This is a genomic window from Pseudomonas sp. GW821-FHT09C09, from assembly GCF_059418105.1.
Genome location: NZ_JBWKPF010000008.1, coordinates 118,667 through 134,984, shown reverse-complemented (window position 1 = coordinate 134,984; position 16,318 = coordinate 118,667). Strand labels below are relative to the sequence as shown.

Genomic DNA, 16,318 nt, shown 5'->3' with positions numbered 1-16,318 from the left:
GCAATGCATCAAATGACTCTGGCCGAGATCGCCCGCGGTCTCGCCGATAAAAAGTTTTCTTCCGAAGAGCTGACCAAGGTCCTGCTGGCGCGCATTTCCCAGCTCGATCCGCAGCTCAACAGCTTCATCAGCCTCACCGAAGAACTGGCCCTCGAGCAGGCGAAAGCCGCCGACGCGCGCCGGGCCAACGGTGAGAGCGGCGCCCTGCTCGGCGCGCCGATCGCCCACAAAGACCTGTTCTGCACCCAGGGCATCCGCACCAGCTGCGGCTCGAAGATGCTCGACAACTTCAAGGCCCCGTACGACGCCACCGTGGTGTCGAAGCTGGCTGCCGCCGGCACCGTGACCCTGGGCAAGACCAACATGGACGAATTCGCCATGGGCTCGGCCAACGAGTCGAGCTGGTACGGCGCGGTGAAAAACCCGTGGAACCTGGAACACGTACCGGGCGGTTCGTCCGGTGGTTCGGCGGCGGCAGTTGCCGCTCGCCTGTTGCCAGCCGCCACGGCCACCGACACCGGCGGTTCGATCCGCCAGCCGGCCGCGTTCACCAACCTCACCGGCCTGAAACCGACCTACGGTCGTGTTTCGCGTTGGGGCATGATCGCCTACGCCTCCAGCCTCGATCAGGGCGGTCCTCTGGCTCGTACTGCCGAAGACTGCGCGATTTTATTGCAAGGCATGGCCGGCTTCGATCCGAACGACTCCACCAGCATCGATGAGCCGGTGCCGGACTACGCCGCCGGTCTGAATGGCTCGCTGCAAGGCCTGCGCATCGGCGTGCCGAAGGAATACTTCGGCGCCGGTCTCGACCCGCGCATTGCCGACCTGATCCAGAACAGCATCAAAGAGCTGCAGAAGCTCGGTGCCGTGATCAAGGAAATCAGCCTGCCGAACATGCAGCACGCGATTCCTGCGTACTACGTGATCGCCCCGGCAGAAGCCTCTTCCAACCTGTCGCGTTTCGACGGCGTGCGCTTCGGCCATCGCTGCGAAGACCCGAAGAACCTGGAAGACCTGTACAAGCGTTCCCGTGGCGAAGGCTTCGGCCCTGAAGTACAACGCCGGATCATGGTCGGCGCCTACGCGCTGTCCGCCGGTTACTACGACGCCTACTACCTGAAAGCGCAGAAGATCCGTCGCCTGGTGAAGAACGACTTCATGGCTGCCTTTAATGAAGTCGACATCATCCTCGGCCCGACCACGCCGAACCCGGCCTGGAAACTCGGCGCCAAGAACAGCGACCCGGTCGCTGCCTACCTGGAAGACGTCTACACCATCACCGCCAACCTCGCGGGCCTGCCGGGCCTGTCGATGCCGGCCGGTTTCGTCGACGGTCTGCCGGTCGGCGTGCAACTGCTCGCTCCGTATTTCCAGGAAGGCCGTTTGCTCAATGTTGCGCACCAGTATCAGTTGAACACTGACTGGCACACCCGCACCCCAACCGGCTTCTGAGGAGACACACATGCAATGGGAAGTCGTGATCGGGCTGGAGATTCACACCCAGCTCACCACCCGGTCGAAAATCTTTTCCGGTAGTTCCACCCAGTTCGGCTCCGAGCCGAACACCCAGGCCAGCCTGATCGACCTGGGCATGCCCGGCGTGTTGCCGGTACTCAACCAGGAAGCGGTGCGCATGGCGGTGATGTTCGGCCTGGCGATTGACGCCGAGATCGGTCAGCACAACGTGTTCGCCCGCAAGAACTATTTCTACCCGGACCTGCCGAAGGGCTACCAGATCAGCCAGATGGAATTGCCGATCGTCGGCAAGGGCCACCTGGACATCGCCCTGGAAGACGGCACGGTCAAACGTGTCGGCATCACCCGCGCGCACCTGGAAGAAGACGCCGGCAAGAGCCTGCACGAAGAATTCAGCGGCGCCACCGGCATCGACCTGAACCGTGCCGGCACGCCGCTGCTGGAAATCGTTTCCGAGCCTGACATGCGCAGCGCCAAGGAAGCCGTTGCCTACGTCAAGGCAATCCACGCGCTGGTGCGTTACCTGGGTATCTGCGACGGCAACATGGCCGAAGGCTCGCTGCGTTGCGACTGCAACGTGTCGGTGCGTCCGAAAGGCCAGGTCGAGTTCGGCACTCGCTGCGAGATCAAGAACGTCAACTCGTTCCGCTTCATCGAGAAGGCGATCAACTCCGAGATCCAGCGTCAGATCGACCTGATCGAAGACGGCGGCAAAGTGATCCAGCAGACCCGTCTGTACGATCCGAACAAGGACGAAACCCGTCCGATGCGCAGCAAGGAAGAAGCCAACGACTACCGTTACTTCCCCGATCCGGACCTGCTGCCGGTAGTCATCGAGGACTCGTTCCTCAATGACGTGCGCGCCACCCTGCCGGAACTGCCACCGCAGAAGCGCGAGCGCTTCCAGAGTGCCTTCGGTCTGTCGGCCTACGACGCCAACGTGCTGGCCACCAGCCGTGAGCAGGCGGACTACTTCGAGAAAGTCGCCAGCATCGGCGGCGACGCCAAACTGGCGGCGAACTGGGTGATGGTCGAGTTGGGCAGCCTGCTCAACAAGCAGAACCTGGACATCGAGGATTCGCCGGTTTCCGCCGAGCAACTGGGCGGCATGTTGCAGCGCATCAAGGACAACACCATCTCCGGCAAGATCGCCAAGGTGGTGTTCGAAGCGATGGCCAACGGCGAAGGCAGCGCAGACGAGATCATCGAAAAACGCGGCCTGAAGCAAGTCACCGACACCGGCGCGATCTCGGCAGTGCTGGACGAAATGCTCGCGGCCAACGCCGAGCAGGTCGAGCAATACCGTGCGGCGGACGAAGCCAAGCGCGGCAAGATGTTCGGTTTCTTCGTCGGTCAGGCCATGAAAGCCTCCAAGGGCAAGGCCAACCCGCAGCAAGTGAACGAACTGCTGAAAAGCAAGCTCGAAGGCTGATGTAAATGGAGCCGGCCTTCAAATCTGGCTCCACTCCTTGTGGGAGCCAGCCTGCTGGCGATAGCGGTCTGACATTCAACCTGTCTGTGTCTGACACTCCGCGATCGCCAGCAGGCTGGCTCCCACATTTGTTTTCGGGAAACCTTGAATGAAGCGTCTGTTCAGCCTTTTCGCCCTGCTCTCTTTGCTGGCCGGTTGCGCCAGCACCGATGTCATCGACCCGCACGGTTACGACCAGACCGGCGTCGCCTCCTACTACGGAGCCAAACACCACGGTAAACGCACCGCCAGCGGCGAAGCGTTCAACCAGAATTCCCTGACCGCCGCCCATCGCCAGTTGCCGTTCGGCACACGGGTGAAGGTCACCAACCTGAAAAACGACAAATCCTGCGTGGTGCGTATCAACGACCGCGGGCCACACACCCGTGGGCGCATCATCGATGTTTCACGGGAAGCCGCCGAACGCCTCGGCATGATTGGCAGCGGCACGGCACGGGTTCGCGTGCAGGCCCTCGACGACTGATGGAGTGCCCACCATTTTCGGACTGACCGATTTACCGTTGATCAACGTGATCGAACTGCTCTGCGGATTGTTCCTGCTGATCGCCGGTGCCGAACTGATGGTGCGTGCGGCCGTGCGCCTGGCCGCGCGCCTGCATGTGCGGCCGCTGATCATCGGCCTGACCATCGTCGCCCTCGGCAGCAGCGCCCCGCAGATGGCGGTCAGCCTGCAGGCAACCCTGACGCACAACCCCGACATCGCGGTCGGCAGCGTGATCGGCAGCAGCATTTTCAACATCCTCGTGACCCTCGGCCTGTCGGCACTGATCATCCCGCTGCGCGTCTCACGGCAACTGGTGCGCCTCGACATCCCGCTGATGATCGGCGCCAGCCTGCTGGTGTTCGTGCTGGCCTGGAACGAAGAAATCGGACGTTTCGACGGCCTCCTGCTGCTGGCGGCCTTGGGGCTTTATCTCGGCTTGCTGTTGCGCCAGTCGCGTCACTCGGGCCGGCCACATTCCGATCATCCTCAGACTCAGCCCGCCCCCTGGTTCACCAGCCTGCTGATGATCGTTGCCGGGCTGGCCATGCTGGTGTTCGCCGGGCATTTGCTACTGGGGGCCGCTGTCGCAGTGGCCACCGATCTCGGGTTCTCCGAGCGGGTGATCGGCCTGACCGTGGTCGCGGTCGGCACTTCGCTGCCGGAACTCGCCACTTCGTTGATCGCCGCATTGCGCGGTCAGCGGGACATTGCCGTGGGCAACGTGATCGGCGCCAACCTGTTCAACCTGCTCGGGGTCCTCGGCATCACGGCGTTGATCGCCCCGACGCCACTGTCGGTGTCGCCGAATGCGCTGGATTTTGACCTGCCGGTGATGCTCGGCGTCGCCACGCTGTGCCTGCCGGTGTTCTACTCCGGCTACCGCGTGACCCGGGCCGAAGGCTTGCTGCTGCTCGGTTTGTACCTGGCGTACGGGCTGCATGTGGTGTCGTTCACCACCGGCATGCCGCTGGCCGGCAAGCTCGAACGGTTGATGCTGTTTTATGTCCTGCCGACGCTGCTGACGTTTCTGTTTTTCACGTCGGTGCGCGCCTGGCGCCGCCAACACCACAAGAGGGATGTGCCATGACCGAATCGAAGAAATCCGGGGTCGAAATCCGCCGCCAGGTAATGGGCGATGCGTTCGTCGACCGCGCCCTGGGCAATGCCACCGAATTCACGCAACCACTGCAGGACTTCGTCAACGAACATGCCTGGGGCGGTGTGTGGAATCGCGAAGGTCTGCCGCTGAAGACCCGCAGCCTGATTACCCTCGCCGCGCTGACCGCGCTGAAGTGCCCGCAAGAGTTGAAGGGACATGTGCGCGGCGCGTTGAACAATGGCTGCACCGTCGATGAGATCCGTGAAGCGCTGCTGCATTGCGCGGTGTATGCCGGCGTACCGGCGGCGATCGATGCGTTTCGGGCGGCACAGGAAGTGATCGATACCTACCAGAAACCTGAGTAACAACCAGCCTCAGATCCACCCGCCCCACTGCAACAGAAAAATCCCGACGTTGGTGGTCACCGCCGCCATCAACGTGGTCAACACAATGATCGCCGCCGCCAGTTCATGATTGCCCTGGGCCGCCCGGGCCATGACAAAACTGGCGGCCGCCGTCGGGCTGCCGAAGTACAGAAACAGAATCCCCAGCTCCGCCCCGCGAAAGCCCCACAGCCATGCACCCAGCGTGGCCAACACCGGCAGGCCGATCATCTTCACCAGACTGGAACTGAGCGCCATGCTGCCGCTTTTGCGCAGCGCCGCCAGCGACAGGGTGCCGCCGATGCAGATCAGCGCCAGTGGCAATGTGGTTTGCGCCAGATATTGGCCCGACGTCTCCAGCCAGCCCGGCAGACCGATCTTGAACCAGGCAAACGGCGCCGCCGCAATCACGCTGATGATCAGCGGATTGCTGAACACGCTTTTGCAGATGCTCCACGGATCGGACTTGATCACCGGGCTGTACACCGCCAGCACAATGGTCGACAGGGTGTTGTAGAACAGGATCACCAGGGCCGCGAGAATCGCCCCGAGGGAAATCCCGTAGTCGCCGTACATGCTCGCGGCCAGTGCCAGACCGATCACCCCGTTATTGCCGCGAAACGCGCCTTGCGTGTAGATGCCACGATCCTCGCGCGGGCAGCGGAGAATCGCCCAACCCCAGGCCAGGGCAAAACTGGCCAGCGTGGCGACGGCGAAGTAGATCAGCAGCGCCGGTTGCAGCGCGGCGTGCAGATCGGCGTGCAGGATGCCGAGAAACAGCAGCGCCGGCATGCTGACGTTGAACACCAGCGACGACGCCGTGTGGATGAAGTTGTCGTTGATCCAGTCGATGCGCTTGAGCAGCACCCCGAGAAACAGCATGGCAAACACCGGCGCGGTGATGTTCAGGGTTTCGAGGAAGATTGCCAGCATGCCGGGGAGCCTTGGAGGTGAGCGTCGTTAGGGGGCTAATGATAAGCCACAAGTTCTCCGGCGTCTGGTCGAACGCTATCGCGAGCGGGCTCGCTCCCACATTGATCTTCGGTGCACACACAATTTGTGCAACGAAGGAGATCTCGGTGGGAGCGAGCCTGCTCGCGATGCAGGCGACTCGGTCTCAGGTGATAGGCGCCGGATTGAACAACGTAATGTCGTTATGCAGCTTGTGCTTCTCGGCCCACGTCTGCTGCTTGCCGCTCGCCACATCCAGATAGTAGTGGAACAACTCCCAGCCCAACTCCTCGATGCTCGCACGACCGGTAGCAATCCGCCCGGCATCGATGTCGATCAGGTCCGGCCAGCGCTGCGCCAGCTCGGTCCGGGTCGACACCTTCACCACCGGCGCCATGGCCAGACCATACGGCGTGCCACGCCCGGTGGTGAACACATGCAGGTTCATCCCCGCCGCCAGTTGCAAGGTGCCGCAGACAAAGTCACTCGCCGGCGTTGCACAGAAAATCAGCCCCTTCTGCTTGAAGCGTTCCCCAGGGCCGAGCACACCGCTGATCGCGCTGCTGCCGGATTTGACGATCGAGCCCAAGGACTTCTCGACAATGTTCGACAACCCGCCCTTCTTGTTACCCGGCGTGGTGTTGGCGCTGCGATCCGCCTCGCCCTTGGCCAGGTAACGGTCGTACCAGTCCATCTCGCGCACCAGTTCCTCGGCAACGGTTTTGCTCTGGGCCCGGGAGGTCAGCAGGTAAATCGCGTCCCGCACTTCGGTGACTTCGGAAAACATCACCGTCGCCCCTGCTCGCAGCAGCAAGTCCGAGGCATAACCCAGAGCCGGGTTGGCAGTGATCCCGGAAAACGCATCGCTGCCGCCGCATTGCATGCCGAGGATCAACTCGGACGCCGGCACGGTTTCCCGGCGGCGCTGGTCGAGTTTCTTCAGGCGGGTTTCGGCCAGTTCCATGATCTGCTCGATCATCTCGGTGAAACCGTGACTGGAATCCTGCAAGCGATACAGCCATGGCTCGCTCAGATCCACTGAAGCGTCGTCCTCATGCATCACCTGCCCCGCCTGCAACTTCTCGCAGCCCAGGCTGATCACCAGCGCCTCGCCACCGAGGTTCGGGTTGCGCGCCAGATTGCGCACGGTACGGATCGGGATGTAGGCGTCGGTGGCCGTGATGGCCACGCCACAACCGTAACTGTGGGTCAGCGCCACCACGTCATCGACGTGGGGGTACTTCGGCAACAGTTCATCCTTGATACGTTTGACCGCGTGATCCAGCACCCCGGTGACGCACTGCACGGTGGTGGTGATCCCGAGGATGTTGCGGGTGCCGACGGTGCCGTCGGCGTTGCGATAACCCTCAAAGGTGTAACCCTCCAGCGGCGCCTGGGCGGCCGGCACCTCGGTGGACAGCGGCAGGCTGTCCAGCGGCGGCGCGGTCGGCATGCGCAGTTGATCTTCCTTGACCCAACTGCCACGGGGAATCGGCTGCAATGCATAGCCAATGATCTGGCCGTAGCGAATCACCGTGCCGCCCTCAGGGATGTCCACGAGACTGACCTTGTGGCTTTGCGGCACAAAATCCACCGTCACCAGGCCATCGGCGAATGCGGTGCCGGCCGGAACGCCCTGGTCATTGACCACAACCACTACGTTGTCCCGCTCGTGCAGGCGGATGTAGCGCGGCGAGTCGGAATGTTCAATCAACTGCATGGCGCCGCTCCTCAGGAATGCGCTTGAGACAATTTACCGGTGGCTTCGGAACCGCCATTGGTTGGCGGCTCTTTCAGTACCACACGTTTGATCGGGCCGACGATCACCAGGTAGCTGAACACCGCCACCAGTGCGTTGGCACCGACAAACACCAGCGCCCACTTGAACGAGCCGGTGGAGCTGATGATGTAGCCGATGACGATCGGCGTGGTGATCGAGGCGATGTTGCCGAAGGTGTTGAACAGGCCACCACTGAGACCGGCGATCTGTTTCGGCGAAGTGTCGGACACCACCGCCCAGCCCAGTGCGCCCACGCCTTTGCCGAAGAAGGCCAGGGCCATAAAGCCGACCACCATCCATTCCACTTCGACATAGTTGCACGCGACGATGCTGCTGGAGACCAGCAGACCGGCGATGATCGGCGCCTTGCGGGCGAAGGTCAGCGAGTGGCCCTTGCGCAGCAGGTAATCGGAAATCACCCCGCCGAGGACACCGCCGATAAAACCGCAGATCGCCGGCAACGAGGCGATGAAACCGGCCTTGAGAATGGTCATGCCGCGCTCCTGCACCAGGTACACCGGGAACCAGGTCAGGAAGAAATAGGTGATGCCGTTGATGCAGTACTGGCCCAGGTACACGCCGAGCATCATGCGGTTGGTCAGCAACTGACGGATGTAATCCCATTTCGGGCCGTCAGCCTTTTTGCCTTGCTTCTGATCCATGTCGACCATGCCGCCGTTGTCGGCGATGAACTTCACTTCCGCTTCGTTGGCCATCGGGTGCTGGCGCGGGCTGTGGATAACCTTCAGCCAGATCAGCGAGAACAGGATGCCGAACACGCCCATGACAATGAACACGTGTTCCCAGCCGAAGGCATAAACGATCCAGCCCATCAGCGGCGCGAACAACACGGTGGCGAAGTACTGTGCCGAGTTGAAGATCGCCGAAGCCGTACCGCGTTCGGCAGTCGGGAACCAGGCCGCGACGATGCGCGCGTTGCCAGGGAACGATGGCGCTTCGGCCAGGCCCACCAGGAAGCGCAGCATGAACAGCGCCACGATGGCCGTGGACATGCCGAACTCACCGACGAAGCCTTGCAGCACGGTGAACAGCGACCAGGTGAAGATGCTCAGGGCATAGACTTTTTTCGAGCCAAAACGATCGAGCAGCCAGCCGCCGGGAATTTGCCCCGCCACGTAGGCCCAACCGAATGCAGAGAAGATGTAACCGAGGGTGACCGCGTCGATGCCGAGGTCTTTTTGCAAACTGGAACCGGCGATCGCGATGGTGGCGCGGTCGGCGTAGTTGATCGTGGTCACCAGGAACAGCATGAGCAGAATCAAATAGCGGACGTGAGTCGGCTTGGACGATTGCATGTAGATGTACTCCCACTGATTATTTTTATGCGGGTAAAACATTCTTTGGTCTTGTGCCGCGCAGGGCCTTGGCAATAACCCTGCGCGGGTGCAGCGACTTACGAACCGATGTAGGCGGTTTTCACCACGGTGTAGAACTCTTGCGCATAGCGGCCTTGCTCACGTGAGCCATAGGATGAACCCTTACGGCCCCCGAACGGAACGTGGTAATCGACGCCGGCGGTCGGCAGGTTGACCATCACCATCCCGGCCTGGGAATGACGCTTGAAGTGGTTGGCGTACTTCAGCGATGTGGTGGCGATGCCCGCCGACAGACCGAATTCGGTGTCGTTGGCCATGGCCAGTGCAGCCTCGTAGTCCGCCACGCGAACGATATTGGCCACCGGGCCGAAGATCTCTTCGCGGCTGATGCGCATCGACGCTTCGCTGTCGGCAAACAGCGTCGGCGCGAGGAAATAACCCTCGGTGTCGCAGGTCACCAGACCACCACCGCTGACAACGCGCGCGCCTTCGGACTGGCCGATGTCGATGTATTTCAGGTCCTGTTCGAGCTGCGCCTGCGAGACCACCGGACCGATATCGGTGCCGGCCTTCAGCGCGTGGCCGACCTTGATCGACTTCATGCGCTCGGCCATGGCTTCGACGAACTTGTCGTGAATCCCGGCAGTGACGATCAAACGGCTCGACGCCGTGCAACGCTGGCCGGTGGAGTAGAACGCGCTCTGCACCGACAGCTCCACCGCCTGCTTGAGGTCGGCGTCGTCGAGAATGATCTGCGGGTTCTTGCCGCCCATCTCCAGTTGAACCTTGGCCTGGCGCGACACGCAGTTGACGGCGATCTGACGGCCCACACCGACAGAGCCGGTGAAGCTGATGCCGTCGACTTTCGGGCTGTTGACCAGCGCTTCACCGACCACGCGACCGCTGCCCATCACCAGGTTGAACACGCCGGCCGGGAAGCCTGCGCGGGAGATGATTTCGGCCAGCGCCCAGGCGCAACCCGGCACCAGATCCGCCGGCTTCAACACCACGCAGTTGCCGTAGGCCAGGGCCGGGGCGATTTTCCACGACGGAATGGCAATCGGGAAATTCCACGGGGTGATCAGGCCGACCACGCCGAGGGCTTCGCGGGTGACTTCAACATTGACGCCCGGACGCACCGACGGCACGTAGTCGCCCGACAGACGCAGGCACTCGCCGGCGAAGAACTTGAAGATGTTGCCGGCGCGGGTCACTTCGCCGATGGCTTCCGGCAGTGTCTTGCCCTCCTCCCGGGCCAGCAGGGTGCCGAGTTCTTCGCGACGGGCGAGGATTTCGGTGCCGACCTTGTCCAGCGAGTCGTGGCGAGCCTGAATGCCCGAAGTCGACCACGCCGGGAACGCGGCGCGAGCGGCGTCGATGGCGGCGTTGACCTGAGCCAGGTCAGCCTTGGCATAGTCGCCGATGGTGTCGCTCAGCTCGGACGGGTTGATGTTGACCGAGTAATCGTTGCCGGCGACCCATTCACCGTTGATGTAGTTGTCATAGCGCTTGGTCACGAATCATTCTCCTGACGCAAAAGGCCGCTGATTGCTCAGCGGCCTTGTTTATAGGGTTGTGTTACTGCGCACCTTGCTTGTCGATCAGCGCGGCGAGCATTTCGTACTCTTCGCGGGTCAGGTCGGTCAGCGGCGCCCGCACCGGGCCTGCGTCATAGCCGGCGATCCTGGCGCCTGCCTTGACGATGCTCACGGCGTAACCGGCCTTGCGGTTGCGGATGTCCAGGTACGGCAGGAAGAAGTCGTCGATGATCTTGCCGACGGTGGCGTGATCTTCGCGGGCAATGGCGTGGTAGAAGTCCATCGCGGTTTTCGGGATGAAGTTGAACACCGCCGACGAGTACACCGGCACGCCCAGCGCCTTGTAGGCAGCGGCATAGACTTCCGCGGTCGGCAGGCCACCGAGGTAGCTGAAGCGATCGCCGAGGCGACGACGGATCGACACCATCAGCTCGATATCGCCCAGACCGTCCTTGTAGCCGATCAGGTTCGGGCAGCGCTCGGCCAGACGTTCCAGCAGTGGCGCGGTCAGGCGGCAGACGTTGCGGTTGTAGACCACCACACCGATGTTCACCGATTTGCACACCGCTTCAACGTGGGCGGCGACGCCGTCCTGACTGGCTTCGGTCAGGTAGTGCGGCAGCAGCAACAGGCCTTTGGCGCCCAGACGCTCGGCTTCCTGAGCGTATTCGATAGCCTGGCGGGTCGAACCGCCGACACCGGCAAGGATCGGCACGCTGCTGGCGCAGGTATCGACCGCAGTCTTGATGATTTCCGAATATTCGCTGGCCGCCAGGGAGAAGAACTCACCGGTGCCACCGGCGGCGAACAGGGCCGAAGCACCGTACGGGGCCAGCCATTCCAGGCGTTTGATGTAGCCCGCGCGGTTGAAATCGCCCTGAGCATTGAAATCGGTGACCGGGAACGACAACAGGCCGGCGGAGAGGATGGACTTCAGTTCTTGTGGATTCATTATTCGAACACCCTGGTAGCAACGTTTTTTTGTGAGTGGACCGTTCAGCCTTCGCTGAAGTTGTAGGTCATCGTACAACTTAAAAGATAACCGTCAACTGCATTTCATCGCTGGGGGGCATTTTTTGTCGGACAAGATTTCTTTTTGACGTAGGAGATTTCTCGACTAGGCTCGAATTAACTGTATATACGTACAGTTAAATAAGAACTCACCGACGACATATCAAGGAGAAAGAAATGTCCGGTCTACAACCAAAATGCCTTGAACAACCCACACCGGTCATCGCCCGTTTCGATGATCTTTTTACCCCCGGCGGCATCGCCTTCAGTGCTGAAAATCCGCATCTGGTGCTGCACATTGCCGACTCCCACAGCGATGTCGAACCCGCCCTCGCCTCGCCGGGCAAAGCCATGAAAGTCAAACCGCCGCTGCGCTTCGAAGGCGCGGAACACACGGCGATCGGCGATAACACCCGGCTGCGTTTCGTTGAAAACGCCGAGCCGGTGCTCGCGCAAAACGTGCCCCTGCATCTGCCGAACGGATTGGCGCTGACCTATGGCCAGGTTCTGGCGCTGGGTGGCGATTTCTACGGAATCGCCGACCGGCCAATCAACGAAGGTGCGACTCCGGCGGATCGCCTTCAGCGCTTTTCGGCGGCGTTCGACACCCTCGCGGCCCTGCCGGCATCAAAGGCCGAAGCGCCGCAAATTCTGGCGATCATGCAAAAAGAGATCGACGCCGTTAAACAGGCGATCAAGGACGGTAAACCACCCCACGAAGCCTATGACGCGCTGGGAGATACGTTGTCGGAAGAGTGGAACAAGATCACCGGTGGCGGCAGTTTTGTCTCGGCGCTGTTCCCACTCGGTCGCTACCTGAAACTGGCGGCGAACAACGCTGACCACTTCGGCGAATGGGCCCGGCAGGCCTACATCGCCGGGCACACCGCCGCCCTGCAAACCGCAGCCGCCGCCCACGCCAGCCAGGACGAACTGCAACTGGAACGGGCCTACGCCATGAACGCGTTTGCCGACCACTACCTCACCGACCTGTTCTCCTCCGGTCATTTGCGGGTGCCGCGTAAGGCCATGGCCGCCGTCGTAACGCCAAGCGATCTGGGCTCGCTCATCACTCGCTTCATGCATGACGAAGACAGCAAGTTCGGCCTCAAGGTGCACAACGAACATGGCGAGCAATGGCGCGCATTCGGTGACAAGCGCTACTTCGACGCCACGGACGCCGACAATCGCAATCAAGTGAGTCTGGCAGTGCAGGATTCGGCGGACGAGGTGTATGCCGCGTATTCAAGCGGCAACGTGCCGACCACCTTCAACGCGCTGCAACGGCTGCCGGATCTGACTGCCGTGATGAACCTCGCCAACAACTTCTCGCCTCTGTTCCGCCTTCAGGGCAACAAAGTCTTGCGGCGCAAGGACGTGAACAACCTCAACGACACCGCCACCGTCGACGACTGGTGGGGCTGGAGCACTTACCTGCTGCTCAAGGACTATCACCCAACCGCCAACACGAATTAAGGAGCGATTCGATGAGCATCAAATTGAAACTGGAGCTGGCCTCGGGCCAATCGTTGAAAGGTGCGCCGCTGCAATTGCTGCGCGACGGCGTGGCCATCGCCCGGGCGTCGGTGGACGCTCAGGGGCACGCAACATTCGACGTCAAGCCCGGCCCGGGCAAACTGGCGGTCAGGGTCGATCGTTCGATTCTGCCCAAGAGCTGAAATGCGCGGACAAGATTGCCCCGGCGCGCAACACTGATTCGCCGGGTAAAGTGCGACAACTGCCGCGAAGGATCGCGGCAGATCTTTCAAGGAGAACGAAGCATGACGTTTGCCGCTGCACACCTTCCGCAATTCCCCGATCACGCCAGCGACTCGATCATCCTGCGGCTGTCGACGCTGGATGACGACCTGATCATCCGAGTCCCCGATGGACAGGACACACCGCCGAACTGGGATGTATATCCGATCCTCGGTGATGATCCGGAAGAGCCTGAATGGCAGGGCTTGTCGGAGCCGACCGGCGTCTGGGATGACGCACTCGACGACATGGTCGGCCTGACCGGGATCGAACTGAGCATCCCAAGATTCGTGCTGGAAAAGTACCTGAACAGCACCGTCGAACTGCGCTACAAATTTGCCGACGAGTCCAGTCTGGAACCTTGTTCGGAACCGCTGAGACTCTACGTCGAAGCCTGATTCCTCAACCCTGCGCCTGCGCCTCTTCATGTGCCTGACGCAGCCGTTCGCGGCTGTTGGTCAGGTGCAGGCGCATGGCCGCGCGGGCGGCATCGGCATCCTGGCGGGCGATGGCCTCATAGATTTCCTCGTGCTCGCGGCTCAGGCGATTCATGTAGTGCTGCTGATCATCATGGGCCAGGCGTGCCGAGTTCAGCCGCGTGCGCGGAATGATGCTGGTGCCCAGGTGGGTCATGATGTCAGTGAAGTAGCGGTTGCCGGTGGACAGGGCGATTTGCAGGTGGAACTGGAAGTCCGACGCCACCGCATCGCTGGCGTGGGCCACGCTTTCGTTCAGCGCATCGAGGGCGGCGCGCATGGCGGCCAGTTGCTCGGCGCTGCGACGCTGTGCGGCGAGGCCGGCGGATTCGACTTCAAGGCTGATACGGAATTCGAGAATCGCCAGTACGTCACGCAGGGTGACCACGGTGGCCGGGTCGATCCGGAACCCGCTCGGGCTCGGGGTGTCGAGGACGAAGGTGCCGATGCCGTGGCGGGTTTCGACCTGCCCTGCAGCCTGCAGCCGGGAAATCGCCTCGCGCACCACGGTGCGGCTGACGCCATGGGCTTCCATGATCGCCGACTCGGTGGGCAACTTGTCGCCACGCTTGAGCAGACCGTCGCGGATCTGCTCGGTCAGCACCGTCACCAGTTCCTGTGCCAGGCTGCGGCGCTTGCGAGGGAGGCGCGGGGTGTCGATCGGGGTTTCCATGGTCTGCGTTTGTCTCGAAAATTCGGTAAGAGGGGCATCATAGCCCAAGGGAGTTGTACGATCACCGTCCTCTGTGGGAGCAGGCTCCCACAGATTCGGTACACATCAGGCCGTGACGGTCTGCTCGACCAGATGCCCGCTGTCGATCCGCACATGCCGTGGATGGAAGCGCTTGAGGCTGCTGCGATGGCCGACGCTGACGATGCTCAGGCCCGGCAACTGATCGATCAGCGCCTGATACAGCGTGGCCTCGTCTTCTTCGTCCATCGCCGACGTCGCTTCGTCCATGTACAGCCAGTGCGGTGCGTAGAGCAGAGCACGGGCGAAGGCCAGTCGTTGCTGCTCACCGGGCGAAAGCATGCGCTGCCAGTGATTGGCTTCGTCCAGTCGCGCCACCAGATGCGGCAGACGGCAGGTTTCCAGCACTTGTGCATAACGTTCAGGCGCGTAGGTGTCGCCCGGTTGTGGATAACTCAAGGCGTCACGCAGGGTGCCGATCGGCAGATACGGCTTCTGTGGCAGGAACAGATAACGCGATGCCGGCAGGCGAATGCTGCCGTGTCCGGCTGGCCACAAATGCCCCATCGCCCGGAACAGGGTGGATTTACCGCTGCCGGAACGGCCGCTGAGCATTACTCGGTCACCCGGCTCTACGGTCATGTCGGCGCTGGTCAGCAGGTGACGACCATCGGCCAGATCGAGCCCGAGGTTGTGTACCTTCAATTCACTGCCCTGGTTCTGCACGTCGATGGCCGGTGCACGCTCTTCGTTGCTGGTCATGGCCTGATGGAAGCTCAGCAGACGATCGCACGTGGCGCGCCAGGAAGCGAGGTTCTGGTAAGCACTGATGAACCAGCTGAAACTCTCCTGAACGTTGCCGAATGCCGAGCTGATCTGCATGAGTTCACCGAGCTCGATCTTGCCGGCGAGGTAGCGTGGCGAGGCGACGATGAATGGGAAAATGATCGCGGCCTGGCTGTAACCGGCCGTGAAAAACGTCAGGCGCTTGGAGACTTTCATGATGTCCCAGAAGTTGTGCCAGACATTGCCGAAGCGGCCGCTCAAGCGACGATTTTCGTTCGGTTCGCCGTTGTAAAGCGCAATGCTTTCAGCATTCTCACGAATCCGCACCATGGAAAAACGCAGGTCTGCTTCGAAGCGTTGTTGTTGGTTATTCAGACCGATCAATCGTCGACCGATTAAATGCGTCAACCAGCTACCGACCACTGCATAAACCAGAACGCACCAGAACATGTAGCCGGGAATAGTGATGCCGTAAACTTCAATACTGCCCGACACGCCCCACAAAATAATCGAAAACGACACCAGGCTGACGATATTGCGCAGCAGCCCGATACCCAGCTCAAGGGTATTGGAGGTGAAATTGTTGAGGTCTTCGGAAATCCGCTGGTCCGGGTTATCGGTGTAACCACCCTGCTCCAGCTGGTAGTAATTCTTGTCGGCGAGCCAACGGGAAAAATGCTTTTCAGTAAGCCAGGCCCGCCAGCGGATCGTCAGCATCTGAGTCAGGTAGAGCCGATACACCGCACCGACAATCGCGACCGCAGCAATCGCGCAGAAGTACAGGATCAGATGCCAGAACGCCGCTTCATCTTTCTTTTGCAGCGCATTGTAGAAATCCTTGTACCAAGTGTTGAACCACACCGAGATGCCCACGCTGAGCAGCGAGAGTGCAATCACGGCAATCAGCAACGTCCAGGCCTTGCCCTTCTCTTCGCTGCGCCAGTAAGGCGTGGTCATGGCCCACACCTTGCGAAAAAACTGCCCGCGCACAGCATCGTTGACCGCGGAATATTCAGCGTTCTGATTCATGGAAAAGGCTCGATAAAGAAAAGA

At 61.3% G+C, this 16,318-nt stretch carries 15 protein-coding genes; 8 read left to right on the top strand and 7 right to left on the bottom strand.

The window, feature by feature from the left end; translation table 11 throughout:
- Nucleotides 1-3: 3 nt before the first annotated feature.
- The 5 genes from gatA (at nt 4) to AC07NR_RS23540 (ending at nt 4,919) form a co-directional block, all read left to right on the top strand.
- Nucleotides 4-1,455 (top strand): Asp-tRNA(Asn)/Glu-tRNA(Gln) amidotransferase subunit GatA, encoded by a 1,452-nt coding sequence (gene gatA / locus AC07NR_RS23560; protein ID WP_248738314.1) that lies wholly within the window; start codon nt 4-6, stop codon nt 1,453-1,455.
- A 10-nt stretch (nt 1,456-1,465) separates the two neighbouring features.
- Nucleotides 1,466-2,911 (top strand): Asp-tRNA(Asn)/Glu-tRNA(Gln) amidotransferase subunit GatB, encoded by a 1,446-nt coding sequence (gene gatB, locus AC07NR_RS23555; RefSeq protein ID WP_039769265.1) that lies wholly within the window; start codon nt 1,466-1,468, stop codon nt 2,909-2,911.
- A 148-nt stretch (nt 2,912-3,059) separates the two neighbouring features.
- On the top strand, nt 3,060-3,434 hold the full coding sequence (locus AC07NR_RS23550; RefSeq protein WP_495079583.1) for a septal ring lytic transglycosylase RlpA family protein: 375 nt from the start codon (nt 3,060-3,062) through the stop codon (nt 3,432-3,434).
- 46 nt (nt 3,435-3,480) lie between these two features.
- Nucleotides 3,481-4,542 carry a calcium/sodium antiporter gene (locus tag AC07NR_RS23545; RefSeq protein ID WP_495079674.1) on the top strand — a complete coding sequence of 354 codons (1,062 nt, stop codon included), beginning with the start codon at nt 3,481-3,483 and terminating at the stop codon, nt 4,540-4,542.
- The gene (locus AC07NR_RS23540) at nt 4,539-4,919 is read left to right on the top strand and encodes a carboxymuconolactone decarboxylase family protein (protein WP_108226158.1); all 381 of its coding nucleotides are present in this window, start codon (nt 4,539-4,541) and stop codon (nt 4,917-4,919) included. The genes AC07NR_RS23545 and AC07NR_RS23540 overlap by 4 nt, the downstream gene beginning before the upstream one ends.
- A gap of 9 nt (nt 4,920-4,928) precedes the next feature.
- On the opposite strand, the gene AC07NR_RS23535 is transcribed toward AC07NR_RS23540, so the two are convergent.
- The 5 genes from AC07NR_RS23535 to kdgD form a co-directional block, all read right to left on the bottom strand.
- A complete protein-coding gene (locus AC07NR_RS23535) occupies nt 4,929-5,870 on the bottom strand; it encodes an AEC family transporter (RefSeq protein ID WP_134825491.1) in 942 nt (313 codons plus the stop codon).
- Between the two features lie 184 nt (nt 5,871-6,054).
- Nucleotides 6,055-7,608: a galactarate dehydratase gene (gene garD, locus AC07NR_RS23530; RefSeq protein WP_495079582.1), complete on the bottom strand. Its 1,554-nt coding sequence runs from the start codon at nt 7,606-7,608 to the stop codon at nt 6,055-6,057.
- A gap of 11 nt (nt 7,609-7,619) precedes the next feature.
- Nucleotides 7,620-8,984 carry an MFS transporter gene (locus AC07NR_RS23525; RefSeq protein WP_085711879.1) on the bottom strand — a complete coding sequence of 455 codons (1,365 nt, stop codon included), beginning with the start codon at nt 8,982-8,984 and terminating at the stop codon, nt 7,620-7,622.
- 98 nt (nt 8,985-9,082) lie between these two features.
- Nucleotides 9,083-10,522 (bottom strand): aldehyde dehydrogenase family protein, encoded by a 1,440-nt coding sequence (locus AC07NR_RS23520; protein WP_085711804.1) that lies wholly within the window; start codon nt 10,520-10,522, stop codon nt 9,083-9,085.
- Between the two features lie 61 nt (nt 10,523-10,583).
- The gene (kdgD, locus tag AC07NR_RS23515; protein ID WP_265812321.1) at nt 10,584-11,495 is read right to left on the bottom strand and encodes a 5-dehydro-4-deoxyglucarate dehydratase; all 912 of its coding nucleotides are present in this window, start codon (nt 11,493-11,495) and stop codon (nt 10,584-10,586) included.
- 236 nt (nt 11,496-11,731) lie between these two features.
- On the opposite strand from kdgD, the gene AC07NR_RS23510 reads away from it, so the two are divergent.
- From AC07NR_RS23510 to AC07NR_RS23500, 3 genes are all read left to right on the top strand, one after another.
- Nucleotides 11,732-13,030 (top strand): phospholipase, encoded by a 1,299-nt coding sequence (locus tag AC07NR_RS23510; protein ID WP_495079581.1) that lies wholly within the window; start codon nt 11,732-11,734, stop codon nt 13,028-13,030.
- A gap of 11 nt (nt 13,031-13,041) precedes the next feature.
- Nucleotides 13,042-13,233 (top strand): hypothetical protein, encoded by a 192-nt coding sequence (locus AC07NR_RS23505; RefSeq protein ID WP_305836617.1) that lies wholly within the window; start codon nt 13,042-13,044, stop codon nt 13,231-13,233.
- 102 nt (nt 13,234-13,335) lie between these two features.
- Entirely contained in the window at nt 13,336-13,710 is a 375-nt protein-coding gene (locus AC07NR_RS23500; protein ID WP_423204906.1) for a hypothetical protein, read from the top strand.
- 4 nt (nt 13,711-13,714) lie between these two features.
- Here the strand turns inward: AC07NR_RS23500 and AC07NR_RS23495 are convergent, their stop codons facing one another.
- Together AC07NR_RS23495 and AC07NR_RS23490 are read right to left on the bottom strand one after the other, a co-directional pair.
- On the bottom strand, nt 13,715-14,461 hold the full coding sequence (locus AC07NR_RS23495) for a FadR/GntR family transcriptional regulator (protein ID WP_085711808.1): 747 nt from the start codon (nt 14,459-14,461) through the stop codon (nt 13,715-13,717).
- Nucleotides 14,462-14,566: 105 nt separating this feature from the next.
- Complete coding sequence (locus tag AC07NR_RS23490) at nt 14,567-16,294, bottom strand: ABC transporter ATP-binding protein/permease (RefSeq protein ID WP_423204905.1); 1,728 nt, start codon at nt 16,292-16,294, stop codon at nt 14,567-14,569.
- Nucleotides 16,295-16,318: the final 24 nt, after the last annotated feature.

Coding starts and splice junctions, on each gene's coding strand:
- AC07NR_RS23505 (WP_305836617.1), top strand. CDS start 13,042: ATGAGCATCAAATTGAAACTGGAGCTGGCCTCGGGCCAATCGTTGAAA.
- gatA (WP_248738314.1), top strand. CDS start 4: ATGCATCAAATGACTCTGGCCGAGATCGCCCGCGGTCTCGCCGATAAA.
- garD (WP_495079582.1), bottom strand. CDS start 7,608: ATGCAGTTGATTGAACATTCCGACTCGCCGCGCTACATCCGCCTGCAC.
- AC07NR_RS23540 (WP_108226158.1), top strand. CDS start 4,539: ATGACCGAATCGAAGAAATCCGGGGTCGAAATCCGCCGCCAGGTAATG.
- gatB (WP_039769265.1), top strand. CDS start 1,466: ATGCAATGGGAAGTCGTGATCGGGCTGGAGATTCACACCCAGCTCACC.
- AC07NR_RS23550 (WP_495079583.1), top strand. CDS start 3,060: ATGAAGCGTCTGTTCAGCCTTTTCGCCCTGCTCTCTTTGCTGGCCGGT.
- AC07NR_RS23500 (WP_423204906.1), top strand. CDS start 13,336: ATGACGTTTGCCGCTGCACACCTTCCGCAATTCCCCGATCACGCCAGC.
- AC07NR_RS23535 (WP_134825491.1), bottom strand. CDS start 5,870: ATGCTGGCAATCTTCCTCGAAACCCTGAACATCACCGCGCCGGTGTTT.
- kdgD (WP_265812321.1), bottom strand. CDS start 11,495: ATGAATCCACAAGAACTGAAGTCCATCCTCTCCGCCGGCCTGTTGTCG.
- AC07NR_RS23510 (WP_495079581.1), top strand. CDS start 11,732: ATGTCCGGTCTACAACCAAAATGCCTTGAACAACCCACACCGGTCATC.
- AC07NR_RS23490 (WP_423204905.1), bottom strand. CDS start 16,294: ATGAATCAGAACGCTGAATATTCCGCGGTCAACGATGCTGTGCGCGGG.
- AC07NR_RS23495 (WP_085711808.1), bottom strand. CDS start 14,461: ATGGAAACCCCGATCGACACCCCGCGCCTCCCTCGCAAGCGCCGCAGC.
- AC07NR_RS23525 (WP_085711879.1), bottom strand. CDS start 8,984: ATGCAATCGTCCAAGCCGACTCACGTCCGCTATTTGATTCTGCTCATG.